General features: G+C 41.4%; 14 protein-coding genes and 1 pseudogene. 4 read left to right on the top strand and 11 right to left on the bottom strand.

The window, feature by feature from the left end; all coding sequences use genetic code 11:
* The first annotated feature begins 175 nt into the window (after positions 1-175).
* The 4 genes from FBF73_RS05410 (at position 176) to FBF73_RS05425 (ending at position 4926) form a co-directional block, all read left to right on the top strand.
* On the top strand, positions 176-1492 hold the full coding sequence (locus tag FBF73_RS05410) for an FAD-containing oxidoreductase (protein WP_136937191.1): 1317 nt from the start codon (positions 176-178) through the stop codon (positions 1490-1492).
* 98 nt (positions 1493-1590) lie between these two features.
* Positions 1591-2934 carry a lipid II isoglutaminyl synthase subunit MurT gene (murT, locus tag FBF73_RS05415; protein ID WP_136937192.1) on the top strand — a complete coding sequence of 448 codons (1344 nt, stop codon included), beginning with the start codon at positions 1591-1593 and terminating at the stop codon, positions 2932-2934.
* The gene (gatD, locus tag FBF73_RS05420; protein ID WP_112443988.1) at positions 2934-3716 is read left to right on the top strand and encodes a lipid II isoglutaminyl synthase subunit GatD; all 783 of its coding nucleotides are present in this window, start codon (positions 2934-2936) and stop codon (positions 3714-3716) included. The genes murT and gatD overlap by 1 nt, the downstream gene beginning before the upstream one ends.
* A 127-nt stretch (positions 3717-3843) precedes the next feature.
* Positions 3844-4926, top strand: coding sequence for a M24 family metallopeptidase (locus tag FBF73_RS05425; protein WP_136937193.1), 1083 nt, complete (start codon positions 3844-3846; stop codon positions 4924-4926).
* 254 nt (positions 4927-5180) lie between these two features.
* On the opposite strand, the gene FBF73_RS05430 is transcribed toward FBF73_RS05425, so the two are convergent.
* The 11 genes and pseudogenes from FBF73_RS05430 to metA form a co-directional block, all read right to left on the bottom strand.
* Positions 5181-5642: an ECF transporter S component gene (locus FBF73_RS05430; RefSeq protein ID WP_136937194.1), complete on the bottom strand. Its 462-nt coding sequence runs from the start codon at positions 5640-5642 to the stop codon at positions 5181-5183.
* Positions 5620-6393, bottom strand: coding sequence for a bifunctional hydroxymethylpyrimidine kinase/phosphomethylpyrimidine kinase (locus FBF73_RS05435; protein ID WP_136937195.1), 774 nt, complete (start codon positions 6391-6393; stop codon positions 5620-5622). The genes FBF73_RS05430 and FBF73_RS05435 overlap by 23 nt, the downstream gene beginning before the upstream one ends.
* Positions 6383-7132, bottom strand: coding sequence for a tRNA pseudouridine(38-40) synthase TruA (gene truA, locus FBF73_RS05440; RefSeq protein ID WP_136937196.1), 750 nt, complete (start codon positions 7130-7132; stop codon positions 6383-6385). The genes FBF73_RS05435 and truA overlap by 11 nt, the downstream gene beginning before the upstream one ends.
* 98 nt (positions 7133-7230) lie before the next feature.
* On the bottom strand, positions 7231-8382 hold the full coding sequence (locus FBF73_RS05445; RefSeq protein WP_125411029.1) for an MFS transporter: 1152 nt from the start codon (positions 8380-8382) through the stop codon (positions 7231-7233).
* 239 nt (positions 8383-8621) lie between these two features.
* Positions 8622-9251 (bottom strand): Pr6Pr family membrane protein, encoded by a 630-nt coding sequence (locus tag FBF73_RS05450; RefSeq protein WP_125411028.1) that lies wholly within the window; start codon positions 9249-9251, stop codon positions 8622-8624.
* 2 nt (positions 9252-9253) lie between these two features.
* Positions 9254-9592 carry a zinc ribbon domain-containing protein YjdM gene (locus FBF73_RS05455; RefSeq protein WP_001061584.1) on the bottom strand — a complete coding sequence of 113 codons (339 nt, stop codon included), beginning with the start codon at positions 9590-9592 and terminating at the stop codon, positions 9254-9256.
* A 207-nt stretch (positions 9593-9799) separates the two neighbouring features.
* Complete coding sequence (locus FBF73_RS05465; protein ID WP_136937197.1) at positions 9800-10318, bottom strand: Dps family protein; 519 nt, start codon at positions 10316-10318, stop codon at positions 9800-9802.
* A 160-nt stretch (positions 10319-10478) separates the two neighbouring features.
* A pseudogene (locus FBF73_RS05470) lies at positions 10479-11104 on the bottom strand (ABC transporter ATP-binding protein); the annotation flags it as partial.
* 96 nt (positions 11105-11200) lie between these two features.
* Positions 11201-11959, bottom strand: coding sequence for a triose-phosphate isomerase (gene tpiA, locus FBF73_RS05475; protein ID WP_136937198.1), 759 nt, complete (start codon positions 11957-11959; stop codon positions 11201-11203).
* Positions 11960-12056: 97 nt separating this feature from the next.
* On the bottom strand, positions 12057-12734 hold the full coding sequence (locus tag FBF73_RS05480; protein ID WP_136937199.1) for a DnaD domain-containing protein: 678 nt from the start codon (positions 12732-12734) through the stop codon (positions 12057-12059).
* Positions 12735-12742: 8 nt separating this feature from the next.
* Complete coding sequence (gene metA / locus FBF73_RS05485) at positions 12743-13687, bottom strand: homoserine O-acetyltransferase MetA (RefSeq protein WP_042750438.1); 945 nt, start codon at positions 13685-13687, stop codon at positions 12743-12745.
* Positions 13688-13730: the final 43 nt, after the last annotated feature.

Raw genomic sequence — 13730 nt, forward strand, 5'->3', positions numbered from 1 at the left:
AACATTTATTCTATCTTATATAAAAATAGATAGGATTTTAGTTTATCAAGCTTGTCAAAAAATTACTATTTTTTTGTCTGGAAAGCGTTTTAATCTTTTTCTGTCTTTTTCGTAGCAGAATTGTGCAAAAGTTTTTCTCTTGTGCTAGAATGAAATGCGAATAGGAGGAAGATAAATGTTAACTTATGATTTAATCGTTATCGGATTTGGTAAAGCTGGTAAAACACTAGCAGGTAAATTGGCTTCAGCTGGCAAAAAAGTTGCCCTCGTTGAACGTAGCAAAGCTATGTATGGTGGAACTTGTATCAACATTGGTTGTATCCCAACTAAGACTTTGCTTGTTGCTGCTGAGAAGGACTTGTCTTTTGAAGAAGTGATTGCTACCAAAAACACTATCACTGGTCGCCTCAACGGTAAAAACTATGCTACTGTTGCTGGTACAGGCGTGGACATCTTTGATGCGGAAGCTCACTTCCTTTCAAATAAAGTCATCGAAATCCAAGCTGGTGATGAAAAGAAAGAACTGACTGCTGAAACAATCGTCATCAACACTGGTGCTGTTTCAAACGTCTTGCCAATCCCTGGACTTGCTACAAGCAAAAACGTCTTTGACTCAACAGGTATCCAAAACTTGGACAAATTGCCTGGAAAACTTGGAATTCTTGGTGGCGGAAATATCGGTCTTGAATTTGCTGGTCTTTACAACAAACTTGGAAGCAAGGTTACAGTTCTAGATGCCTTGGATACTTTCCTACCTCGTGCAGAACCTTCCATCGCAGCTCTTGCTAAGCAATATATGGAAGAAGACGGTATTGAATTGCTTCAAAATGTCCGCACTACTGAAATCAAAAACGATGGTGACCAAGTGCTCCTTGTAACTGAAAACGAAACTTACCGTTTCGACGCCCTTCTCTACTCAACTGGACGCAAACCAAATGTAGAACCACTTCAACTTGAAAATACAGATATTGAACTAACTGAACGTGGTGCTATTAAAGTAGACAAACATTGTCAAACAAACGTTCCTGGTGTCTTTGCAGTTGGAGATGTCAACGGTGGCCTTCAATTTACTTACATTTCACTTGATGACTTCCGTGTTGTTTACAGCTACCTTGCTGGAGATGGCAGCTACACACTCGAAGACCGTCTCAATGTACCAAATACTATGTTCATCACACCTGCACTTTCACAAGTAGGTTTGACTGAAAGTCAAGCAGCTGATTTGAAACTTCCATACGCTGTTAAGGAAATCCCTGTTGCAACAATGCCTCGTGGTCACGTAAATGGAGACCTTCGTGGAGCTTTCAAAGCTGTTGTTAATACTGAAACAAAAGAAATTCTTGGAGCAAGCATCTTCTCAGAAGGTTCTCAAGAAATCATCAACATCATCACTGTTGCTATGGACAACAAGATTCCTTACACTTACTTCACAAAACAAATCTTCACTCACCCAACCTTGGCTGAGAACTTGAATGACTTGTTTGCGATTTAAATTGAGATTTAATCATATCGAACAGCCCTCTGTGGGCTGTTTTTATTTCTGCGGAACCTCAAATCTGTCTTTTCCCTCTTTTATGATATAATAGAAACATGAAATTAAAAACTACTTTGGGCCTTCTTGCTGGGCGCTCTTCCCACTTCATTTTAAGCCGTCTTGGCCGTGGAAGTACGCTACCAGGAAAAATCGCCCTTCAATTTGATAAAGATATTTTACAAAACCTAGCTAAGAACTACGAGATTGTCGTGGTCACTGGAACAAATGGAAAAACCTTGACAACTGCCCTCACTGTCGGCATTTTAAAAGAGGTTTATGGTCAGGTTCTGACCAACCCAAGCGGTGCTAACATGATCACAGGGATTGCGACAACCTTCTTAACAGCCAAATCTTCAAAAACTGGGAAAAATATTGCCGTCCTAGAAATCGACGAGGCCAGTCTATCTCGTATCTGTGACTATATCCAACCAAGCTTATTTGTTATCACGAATATCTTCCGTGACCAAATGGACCGCTATGGTGAGATTTACACAACTTACAAGATGATTTTGGATGCCATTCGTAAAGTGCCTACTGCCACTGTTCTCCTTAATGGAGACAGTCCACTTTTCTACAAGCCAGCTATTCCAAATCCTGTAGAGTATTTTGGTTTTGACTTGGAGAAAGGTCCAGCCCAGCTGGCTCACTATAATACCGAAGGAATCCTCTGCCCTGACTGCCAAGGCATCCTCAAATATGAGCACAATACTTATGCAAATTTGGGTGCCTATATCTGTGAAGGCTGCGAATGTAAACGTCCTGAATTAGACTATCGCTTGACAGAATTGGTTGAGTTGACCAACAATCGCTCTCGCTTTGTCATTGACGGACAAGAATACGGTATTCAAATCGGTGGTCTCTACAATATCTACAACGCCCTAGCTGCGGTTGCTATCGCCCGTTTCCTTGGTGCAGATTCACAACTGATCAAGCAAGGATTTGACAAGAGCCGTGCTATCTTTGGACGCCAGGAAACCTTCCATATCGGTGATAAGGAATGCACCCTCGTCTTGATTAAAAATCCAGTTGGTGCGACCCAAGCTATCGAGATGATTAAACTAGCTCCTTATCCATTTAGCCTATCTGTCCTCCTTAATGCCAACTATGCAGACGGTATTGATACCAGCTGGATCTGGGATGCTGATTTTGAACAAATCACTGAGATGGATATTCCAGAAATTAACGCTGGCGGTGTTCGCCATTCTGAAATTGCACGTCGTCTCCGAGTGACTGGCTATCCAGCTGAGAAAATCACTGAAACAAGCAATCTGGAACAAGTTCTTAAGACTATTGAGAACCAAGACTGCAAGCATGCCTATATCCTAGCTACCTATACTGCTATGCTTGAATTCCGCGAACTGCTGGCTAGTCGTCAGATTGTTAGAAAGGAGATGAACTAATGGTTTATACTTCACTTTCCTCAAAAGATGGCAATTACCCTTATCAGCTCAACATTGCCCACCTCTACGGAAATCTCATGAATACCTATGGGGACAATGGAAACATCCTCATGCTCAAGTATGTGGCTGAAAAACTGGGAGCCCATGTGACGGTTGACATCGTTTCACTTCATGATGATTTTGATGAAAATCACTATGACATCGCCTTTTTCGGTGGTGGTCAAGACTTTGAACAAAGTATTATTGCAGACGACCTACCTGCCAAAAAAGAAAGCATTGACAACTACATCCAAAACGACGGTGTGGTTCTGGCTATCTGCGGTGGTTTCCAACTATTGGGTCAATATTATATTGAAGCTTCAGGGAGACGTATCGAAGGGCTAGGTGTCATGGGCCACTACACCCTCAACCAGACCAATAACCGTTTTATCGGTGACATCAAGATTCACAATGAAGATTTCGATGAAACATACTATGGTTTTGAAAATCATCAGGGACGTACCTTCCTCTCAGATGACCAAAAACCGCTGGGACAGGTTGTCTATGGAAATGGAAATAACGAAGAAAAGGTCGGCGAAGGGGTTCATTATAAGAATGTCTTTGGTTCTTACTTCCACGGGCCTATCCTCTCTCGTAATGCCAATCTAGCTTATCGCCTAGTCACTACTGCCCTCAAGAAGAAATATGGTCAGGACATTCAACTCCCTGCTTATGAGGACATTCTCAGCCAAGAAATCGCTGAAGAATACAGCGACGTCAAAAGCAAGGCTGACTTTTCTTAAACAAAAGGAAATTATATCAAAGAACTCTGTTATCTTGTCGGAGTTCTTTTTGTCTATTCTTTTACCCTTCTCCCTTGCATTTTCTCTCATTTTTTGCCAAAATAGAGGGGTAGAAAGAAGGTAGCATATGTCTAAATTACAACAAATCGTAACATATCTTGAATCAGAAAAACTAGACGTCGCTGTCGTATCTGACCCCGTCACAATCAATTACCTCACTGGCTTTTACAGTGATCCCCATGAACGCCAGATGTTCCTTTTTATCCTAGCTAATCAGGAACCCCTCCTCTTTGTCCCAGCCCTTGAAGTAGAGCGTGCAAGCAGCACTGTTTCCTTCCCAGTTGTGGGCTATGTAGATTCTGAAAATCCATGGCAAAAAATGAAACATGCTCTTCCGCAACTTGACTTCAAACGTGTCGCTGTTGAGTTTGACAATCTCATCTTGACCAAATATCATGGCTTGAAATCAGTTTTTGAAACTGCTGAATTTGACAACCTCACTCCTCGTATCCAACGTATGCGACTCATCAAATCAGCTGACGAAGTGCAAAAAATGATGGTTGCAGGTCTCTATGCGGACAAGGCTGTTAAGGTTGGTTTTGATAATATTTCTCTTGATAAGACTGAGACAGATATCATCGCCCAAATCGACTTTGCCATGAAACGTGAAGGCTATGAAATGAGTTTTGATACCATGGTCTTGACTGGTGATAATGCTGCAAATCCACACGGTATTCCAGCATCTAATAAGGTTGAAAATGATTCTCTTCTCCTCTTTGACCTGGGTGTTCTCGTCAACGGCTATGCGTCAGATATGACTCGTACAGTCGCAGTCGGCAAACCTGACCAATTCAAGAAAGACATTTATAACTTGACTCTTGAAGCTCAACAAGCTGCTCTTGACTTTATCAAACCAGGTGTGACTGCCCATGAAGTGGACCGCGCTGCCCGTGAGGTCATCGAAAAAGCTGGTTACGGCGAGTACTTCAACCACCGTCTTGGTCACGGTATCGGTATGGATGTCCACGAATTCCCATCTATCATGGAAGGAAACGACATGATCATCGAAGAAGGCATGTGCTTCTCTGTTGAACCAGGTATCTATATCCCTGGTAAAGTCGGTGTCCGTATCGAAGACTGCGGTGTTGTTACCAAGGATGGCTTTGACCTCTTTACAAGCACCAGCAAAGACTTGCTTTATTTTGATTAATATTCATCTAATACTCAATGAAAATCAAAGAGCAAACTAGGAAACTAGCCACAGGTTGCTCAAAACACTGTTTTGAGGTTGTAAATAGAACTGACGAAGTCAGTAACCATATCTACGGTAAGGCGACGTTGACGCGGTTTGAAGAGATTTTCGAAGAGTATAAAATCTTCCCACAATAAAACGCATAGTATCAAGGTTTTTCAACACCTGATATTATGCGTTTTTCTGATTTTTAAAACTTTTCTCCAGCCGCTTTACTTAATTTTCTTAATACTCTGACTAAGCACAAACCCTACAACCATTCCCACGATATTTTGCATGAAATTTGGTAAAATTTCTGGTAGGGCTGCAGCCCAGCCATTCATCAATGTAGAACCAAAGGCGTAACCCCCTACCATGGCAATCGTTGCTAAGATAAGGCCTAACCACTGAGTTTTTCCTTTAAATCCTGCGAAAAATCCCTGCAAACCATGGTTGACCAAGCTAAAGAACATCCACTGAGGATAGCCTGATAAGAGGTCAATCAAGAAACCTGCTAGTCCTCCGACTACAGCCCCTTCGCGACTACCAAAGTAAAAGGCCGTAAAGAAGACACCCGCATCTAAAAGAGTTAGAATTCCTGTCGGTGTTGGAATTTTTAAGAAATAACCTAGAACCACAGAAAGGGCGGTTAAGAGGGATACAAGGGCAATTTTAGTTGTTTTTGTTTGCTTCATATTGTCTTACTCCATACTGATCTGCTTGTGCAATGGCACGGTAAACGAAAGCCTTAGAGCTTTCTACTGCTGGTAAAAGTTCATCACCTTTGACTAGATGACTGGCAATGCTGGAGGCAAAGGTACAACCTGCACCAGCATTTTGCCCTTGGATAACAGGATTTTCCAACACTGTAAAGGTCTGTCCATCATAAAAGACATCTACAGCCTTGTCCTGAGTAAGGCGATTGCCTCCCTTGATAATGACTGCTGGCGCTCCTAAGTCATACAATTTCTGTGCTACAGTTTTCATGTCTTCAAGGGTTTTAATTTCCTGACCTGTCAATAATTCTGCTTCAGGAAGATTAGGCGTAATCACACTGACATGAGGGAAAAAGCGAATCAACTCTTGGCAGAGTTCACTTACAGCTACGTCATGCGTTTCCTTGCAGACCAAAACAGGATCCAATACTACAGGCACTCCTGGGCGTTGTTCGATAAAGTCCAATGCCTTCTCAGCCACACTGACAGTTGGTAGAAGACCAATCTTAATTCCCCCAAACTCGACATCACGCAAGCTATCTAATTCATGTTGAAAAATGGTATCGTCAGTTGGAAAGACTTCAAATCCTTTTTCTGTCAAGGCTGTCAAGCAAGTCACTGCTACAAAACCATGCAAGCCGTTCAAGGTATAGGTAGCCAAATCAGCGGACAAACCACCACCACTAAAAATATCATTTCCAGAAAGTGCTAAAATACGATTATTCTTCATAACGAATCTCCTTTAAATACAAACCATTTGGTGCTGCAGTGGGACCTGCAAGCTGCCTGTCCTTTTTCTCCAAGATGAGGTCAATCTGCTCTACTGGCATACGATTATTTCCGATTTTGAGCAGCGTCCCCACCATATTGCGAATCTGTTTATACAAGAAACCATTTCCTGAAAAGGTGAAAGTCAAAAACTGGCCTGTCTCATCAACCCTGAGACTAGCTTCTGTGATGGTGCGAACCTTATCCTCCACACTGGTTCCAGAGGCTGTAAAGCCTGTGAAATCGTGGGTGCCCTCTAGCTTTTTGATTGCAATCTGCATGCGTTCCACGTCAAGCGGGTAGGGAAAGTGAGTAGCATAGTGACGGCGCATGGGATTTTTAGGACGACCCCTATCCACAATAAACTCATAGGTCTTGCTGTGCTTGGCATAACGGCAATGAAAATCATCTGCCACAAGCTCAATCGAAATCACATCAATATCTTCAGGTGACTGAGTGTCTAGAGCAAAACGGAGCTTCTCCTCATCCATTTGATAAGGCAGGTCAAAATGAATCACCTGTCCCAAAGCATGAACCCCACTATCAGTCCTACCAGCACCGTGAACAGTGATTGCTTTCCCTTTATTGAGTCTCGTCAAGGTTTTTTCAATTTCTTCCTGAACACTACGCGCATGAGGCTGGCGCTGAAAACCAGCAAAGACGTAACCGTCATAGGAAATAGTTGCTTTATATCTTGTCATAACTTCCATTTTATCAAGAAATTAGTCTGTAGACAAGGCCCTAAAATAAATACTGTATGGGTACAAAAATCCTAAAAAGAAAAACTTAGGAACCAATCCTAAGCTCTCTTTTGAAGTAGGTACATAACAAAGATAGAAGTTACAATCAACCAAACTCCCAAAATTGTAAAGACCAACATTCCATTTTGTGTTAGTAAGCCAATTGCACTTAGAACGAATGGGGTCGTAAAGGCTCCGAAACTACAACCTAATACAGCAAATGAAGTTGCTTGATTGAGGAGTTTAGCTGGAATTCTTTCAGAGACAAGTTGAAAGACCGTCGTCAAGGCTACACTGTAGGCAAAACCAGCCAGAATGCTTCCTGCCACTACCACCCACAAGGATGGAGAGAGGGCGATCACGATTTGTCCTAAGCCGAAGGTAATACCGGACCAGAGGAGCAGTTTCTCTTTAAAAATAGAAATCAAGAAAGAAAAACTCACACCAGCCACAATCCCAATCAACTGCATGACACTAAGGACAAAACTAGATAACTGGGCATCTCCAAGTCCTCTTTCCACCATCAAACTTGGAATACGAATAGTAATAGCCGTATTGGTACAAACTACAACCGCCGCTTCGATAGCTAGGATAAAAATCAAACCTTTCATTTCCCGAGTTAAGCGACTTGCTTCTTTCTCTTTTTTCTTGACTTCTTTCTTTTCTTTTCCATAAGGGACAAAGAGCAGATAAAGGGTCAGCACCAAAAATCCAGCACTATAGGCTAAGAAGGTAGCTGTCCAACCAAAGGCCAACAACTGGCCGACTGCCAAGGTAATGAGAGAAGCCCCAACGACCTCTGCAGAACCGCGTAACCCTAGCATCTGAATTCGCGTTTTTCCTTGATAACGTTCACTGATAATGGAAATGGCCTTAGCATTGATCATCCCAACACCCAAACCAAAAAGAATCCGTGTTCCAAAAACAAAGGAGTAGGCTTGATACCAGAAGGGAGCCGTCCCGCTGAGTGATAAAATCAGCAAGCCCAGACTAATCTGTAAGCGCTCAGGAAATATTTTTTCTAAGAAACCATTTAGTAGTAACATAATCATGATCCCGAAAGAAGGCAAGCTCGCTAAGAGCTCAATTTGTTCCTTAGGATAGCCCTGATAATAGTCAAACATAGCTGGCAGGGCACTCGAGATGGAAAAGGAGGTAATCAAAACGAGGGAGAGAGCCAAAATACTGGCCCGTTCTAAAAATTGTTTCATGAAATCTCTTTCTATATTTCTCTTAATCTTCTAATTTTTTGATAATTATCAAACAGGCAAGAAAAGAAGAAGCCTCTTGGGTATATAGACTCCTTCTTAAACTCGAAAATGAATCTCTTGTGTCTTATACTCAATGAAAATCAAAGAGCAAACTAGGAAGCTAGCCGCAGGTTACTCAAAGCAGTGTTTTGAGGTTGCAGATGGAAACTGACGTGGTTTGAAGAGATTTTCGAAGAGTATTAGGATGACTTTCTCTTGATTTGCTTAATAAAGTAGAAGATAAATCCTGCCACCATATAGGCAACAAAGATAATCAGACACCACTTGAACACGACATCCCACCCCTTGTTCACATTCAAAAAGAAGTAAGGGAAGGGACTGACCTTAGAATTAGGAATGTCTAGTTTCAGTACCAAGCCATTAAAAAGAGCAAAAATCATATACAGCAAGGGTAAAATCGTCCACACAACTGGATCCCAGATTTTATATTGACCCTGTTTGTCAAAAAAGAGGGTATCTACTAAAAACCAGAGGGGAACGATATAGTGGCAAAGGAAATTTTCCAGAGTATAGAAATTAGTCGCAATGGGCGCTAAAAGGAAATGGTAAATCACACAGGTAATCATGATACTCATGGTGACCCCACCTTTTAAGCGCAGGAGACTTGGCCTTTGCCAGTTTTCACCTAAACGGCTCATAACCTTTAGTAGATAGAGCGTAAAAATCGCTACTAAGAGGTTGGACAGAACCGTGTAATAGAGAAGCATCCCAAATCCACCATGCTTGGCGATTTCAAGATAAACTCCCGTAAAAGCCGCTAGAAACAAGAAGATACGGCTATAAAATGTAAGTTTGTAGTTTTTTGACATGCTTAAATTTTCTTCACAAACTCTGATTTGAGTTTCATGGCACCGAAGCCATCAATCTTACAGTCAATATTGTGGTCGCCTTCTACGATGCGGATATTTTTCACGCGCGTCCCTTGTTTCAAATCTTTTGGCGCACCTTTTACTTTCAAATCCTTGATGAGGGTTACAGTATCACCGTCAGCCAATTTATTTCCGTTGGCATCGATAGCAACAAGGCCCTCTTCTACATCTGCAACTTCAGCAGGATTCCACTCATGAGCACACTCTGGGCAAACCAGTAGGGCACCGTCTTCGTAGACATACTCTGAATTACATTTTGGGCAATTTGGTAAGTTGTTCATGGTTTCTCCTTATCATCATTCACTATTCTTTGAAAATCAAAATTTCTCGAACAGCAACTATTATACCTTAAAATCAGCATTTTGACAAATGAGTCGCCGGAGGAGTAAAGAAAAAATCATGTAACTTTTTCTGCTACATGATTTTTAAAAGATAGTTTATCATGAGTAGTGATACAGAAACTCATGATAGAAAGGGGTGCATTTATATTACAAACCAGGTGCTTGTCCAAGTTCTGCTGCAAGCATCCAGATTGTTTTATCAGTTTCAGTTTTAGCATCTGCAAAGATACCGTTTGTCACATCGTCACCTTCTTCATCAGTGATATCCAAACCTTTTTGGAAAAGTTCTGACAAATAACGGTAGATAACAAGGACACGTTCCAAGCTTTCTTCAACATTACGGTATTCACCAGCTTCTTCTTCGATTTCACTGTTTTGAAGGAATTCTGTCAAAGTAGAGAATGGGCTTCCACCAAGTGTGATCAAGCGTTCGCTGATTTCATCCAAGTGACCATCAAGAGCATCCATGTACTCATCCATTTTTGGATGCCATACAAGGAAACCACGGCCACGCATGTACCAGTGTACTTGGTGCAAGGCAACGTGGGCTACGTACAAATCAGCAACAGCTTGGTTCAATACTTCCTTTGTTTTTGCCAATGCTACTGGCGCTGCTTTTGTTAATGATGTTACGTCTTTTACTGCTTCTTTTTTCAATTCTACCATTTTATTTTACCTCATTCATTATTATTTGTAAGCACTTCTTAGTGTTTACTCTCTTAGTATACTACTAAGGAAAACCAATAGCAAGCCAAATGACTCACATGAGAAAAGTTGCAATAGACTGATAATTTAAGAAAAGTTTGACATTATTTTATTAGCTGATTTAATCAGATTTGCTTGAAAATTGGCTTTGGTAAAGTTCATAATAAAAGCCTTTTGCTTGGAGTGAGCTTTCATAATTTCCCTGCTCAATAATCTGTCCATCCTTAAGAACGAGAATCTTATTTGCTTCTTGAATGGTCGAAAGGCGATGTGCAATGACAAAGCTGGTCCTTCCTTTCATCAATCGTTTCGTGATTTTTTGAATCAAGAGTTCCAAACAGGTATCAACAGAGGAAGTCGCTTCATCAAAAATAAGAATTTTAAAATTGGTTAGAGAGCACGCACGATGGTCAAGAGTTGTTTTTGCCCGAGGGAAATATTGCTGGAGTCTTGGTTCATCTCCATGTTATAACCACCAGGAAGAGTTCGGATAAAATGGTCTACATTAGCCGCTTTGGCGGCTTCTATTATTTCTTCGTCACTGGCGTTAAGATTTCCAAAATAGAGGTTTTCTTTGATCGTACCTTCATAAAGCCAAGCATCCTGTAAGACCATCCCAAACTGACGGCGGTAGTCTTGGCATGACAACTGGTTAATATCCTGCCCGTCAACCAAGATTATATCTGCTCTAACATCATAAAAACGTATGAGTAGATTGATCAAGGTCGTCTTACCAGCTCCTGTAGGAAAAAATTCCTATTTCACAAGAACTCTCCAAACAAAAACAAGACAGGCAGTCAAAGTCACCTAGTGCTTTTGACTGTCTGTCTGGAATAACTTAGATTATTTTACAAAGTCAAGCAATGCCAAGAAACTTTCAGCTTCAAGTGACGCACCACCAACAAGGGCACCGTCAACGTCTGGGCAAGCCATGTATGAAGCAACGTTTTCAGGTTTAACAGAACCGCCGTATTGAACACGAACTTTGTCTGCAACTTCTTGACCGAAGTCAGCAGCTACAACGTCACGAACAACTTTACACATTTTTTGTGCGTCGTCTTGTGAAGCTGATTTACCAGTGCCGATAGCCCAGATTGGCTCATAAGCGATAACTGAGGCAGCAACTTGTTCAGCAGTCAATCCAGCCAATGCAGCAGATACTTGAGCACCTACAAATTCAGCAGCTTTACCAGCTTCGTAAGTTTCAAGTGATTCACCACAACAGATGATTGGAAGCATACCGTTTGCAAAGATTGCTTTTGCTTTTTTGTTGATATCTTCGTCAGTTTCATGGAAGTAGTCACGGCGTTCTGAGTGGCCGATAACAACGTAGTCAGTACCGATTTCTTTCAAAACTTGTGGGCTTGTTTCACCAGTGAAAGCACCTGCATTTTCAAAGTAACAGTTTTGAGCAGCAACTTTAAGGTTTGAACCTTTTGCAGCAGCAAGAACCGTTGTCAAATCAAGAGCTGGAGCTGCGATACCTGCTTCAACAAGATCTGATGAAGGAAGTTTTGATACAACTGCTTCAACGAATGCTTTAGCTTCTTCTGGATTTTTGTTCATTTTCCAGTTACCAGCGATAAATGGTTTACGTGACATTTCACATACCTCTTTTTTCAATTTATTTTCTATTTATTTTATCACAATTAAACACAGCTTGCAAATCTTACTCGGATTTCAATCCTGCTTCCAACGATTAATCTTTCCAAAGATCCATAGCATTTCTAAAATCTGCAGATACCTGTGTCAACTGAGGATTGCTTGTTTCTCTCTCTGCCCGTTTAGCCTCGATTTGAGCCACACTTTTGATACCTTCATGGCGCCAGTTTCTCAAAATCGCCTGAATGTACTTCCAGTTTGGTTTTCCATTCAAAACAGCTTCACGAAGAGCTTCCTTAATCACGTCAGCACTGGTTCCATCTTCCTTTAGCGTCTTGGTCAAATCCTCAATCTCAAAAGGGGTCAACAAGCGTCCCAATTCCTGCTGGAAGGTTTCCACCAAATCTTTAAGCTGATTTTTAGGTGTCAGCTGATCTGAACTTGAATGAACTGCTCCAAGCAAGTCATCCAAACGTTCCAAAGCCAAACTAGCATCAAAAAGCAATTCAATTTCACCATTCAATTCGATGGTTCGATACTGAAGCAGTCCCCTTTCCGTCAGATTGGAAATGGCCTGATTGACATCCGAAATTTCCTTACCAATCCTTTCAGCAATCTGGCTTGGGGACATTTCTTCTAAGCCTGTCGTATTTTGCAAATAGAAAAATTGCCAGACCAGAAAATCGTCGCTGGAAGGAAAGAGTTCCTTAAAATGCAAGAGCAGGGCACTCGGTAAAACCAAGTTCCCTGATTTAAAAGCGTCTAAATATGTCATAATTCCTCTTATAAATACCCAAATGCAGATGCATCATCTTCTATTTTTCTCCAGTCAAAAGGTGTTTCCTGATAGACGGCATAGTTCACCCAGTTACTGAAAAAGAGGGCTGCTGATGAAGACCAACAAAGACAAGGTGTCTGGTTGACATCATCATCCTTAAAGTAATTTTCTGGAATATGTGGATCTAAACCTGCATCACGATCTCGGAAATATTCATTTGCCAAGGTATCACGATCATATTCCAAATGCCCAAAACTATAAATTTCTCGTAAATCACGACTAGCCAAAATCGAAACTCCAACCTGAGGACCCTCTGATAAAATCTCGAGATTGGTTTTATTTAAGACCTCTTCCTTAGAAATCTCCGTGTGCCGAGAATGAGGGGATACATAGCTATCGTCAAAGCCTCTAAAGAGAAGGTGTCCTTCTTTTAAAGTATCCTGAGGATAGATACCTGATAATTTACTGTCCATCTGGTATTTTTCCACCCCATAACGCAGATAAAGACCAGCCTGGGCACCCCAGCAGATATGAAGCGTCGAATAGACGTGGGTCTTGGACCACTCGATTACCTGACTGAATTCCTCCCAATAGTCCACTTCCTCAAATGGTAAATGCTCAACTGGAGCACCCGTGATAATCATGCCATCAAAATACTCGTCCTTAACTTCAGGAAAAGTTTTATAAAAGGTCTCCATGTGCTCTGAACGAGTTGTCTTAGAGCGGTGGCTTTCCATATAGAGAAAATCAATATCCAGTTGCAGGGGTGTATTAGCCAAGTGGCGCAACAACTGGGTCTCTGTGACCATTTTCTGTGGCATGAGATTTAAAATTAAAATCTTCAAGGGACGAATATCTTGGTGTGCAGCACGTTGATCATCCATGACAAAGATATTCTCTGTCCGTAAAATCTCAACAGCTGGCAATTTTTTATCAATTCGAATAGGCATAACCCTCTCCTAACTGTACTCTTTCAGGAATAATTGCTTGTGT

The organism is Streptococcus mitis, assembly GCF_005144795.1.
GTDB classification, from domain to species: Bacteria; Bacillota; Bacilli; order Lactobacillales; family Streptococcaceae; genus Streptococcus; species Streptococcus mitis_BB.

Coding starts and splice junctions, on each gene's coding strand:
- FBF73_RS05430 (WP_136937194.1), bottom strand. CDS start 5,642: ATGAAGCAAACAAAAACAACTAAAATTGCCCTTGTATCCCTCTTAACC.
- murT (WP_136937192.1), top strand. CDS start 1,591: ATGAAATTAAAAACTACTTTGGGCCTTCTTGCTGGGCGCTCTTCCCAC.
- FBF73_RS05425 (WP_136937193.1), top strand. CDS start 3,844: ATGTCTAAATTACAACAAATCGTAACATATCTTGAATCAGAAAAACTA.
- tpiA (WP_136937198.1), bottom strand. CDS start 11,959: ATGTCACGTAAACCATTTATCGCTGGTAACTGGAAAATGAACAAAAAT.
- FBF73_RS05465 (WP_136937197.1), bottom strand. CDS start 10,318: ATGGTAGAATTGAAAAAAGAAGCAGTAAAAGACGTAACATCATTAACA.
- FBF73_RS05455 (WP_001061584.1), bottom strand. CDS start 9,592: ATGAACAACTTACCAAATTGCCCAAAATGTAATTCAGAGTATGTCTAC.
- FBF73_RS05450 (WP_125411028.1), bottom strand. CDS start 9,251: ATGTCAAAAAACTACAAACTTACATTTTATAGCCGTATCTTCTTGTTT.
- FBF73_RS05410 (WP_136937191.1), top strand. CDS start 176: ATGTTAACTTATGATTTAATCGTTATCGGATTTGGTAAAGCTGGTAAA.
- gatD (WP_112443988.1), top strand. CDS start 2,934: ATGGTTTATACTTCACTTTCCTCAAAAGATGGCAATTACCCTTATCAG.
- FBF73_RS05435 (WP_136937195.1), bottom strand. CDS start 6,393: ATGAAGAATAATCGTATTTTAGCACTTTCTGGAAATGATATTTTTAGT.
- FBF73_RS05445 (WP_125411029.1), bottom strand. CDS start 8,382: ATGAAACAATTTTTAGAACGGGCCAGTATTTTGGCTCTCTCCCTCGTT.
- truA (WP_136937196.1), bottom strand. CDS start 7,132: ATGACAAGATATAAAGCAACTATTTCCTATGACGGTTACGTCTTTGCT.
- metA (WP_042750438.1), bottom strand. CDS start 13,687: ATGCCTATTCGAATTGATAAAAAATTGCCAGCTGTTGAGATTTTACGG.
- FBF73_RS05480 (WP_136937199.1), bottom strand. CDS start 12,734: ATGACATATTTAGACGCTTTTAAATCAGGGAACTTGGTTTTACCGAGT.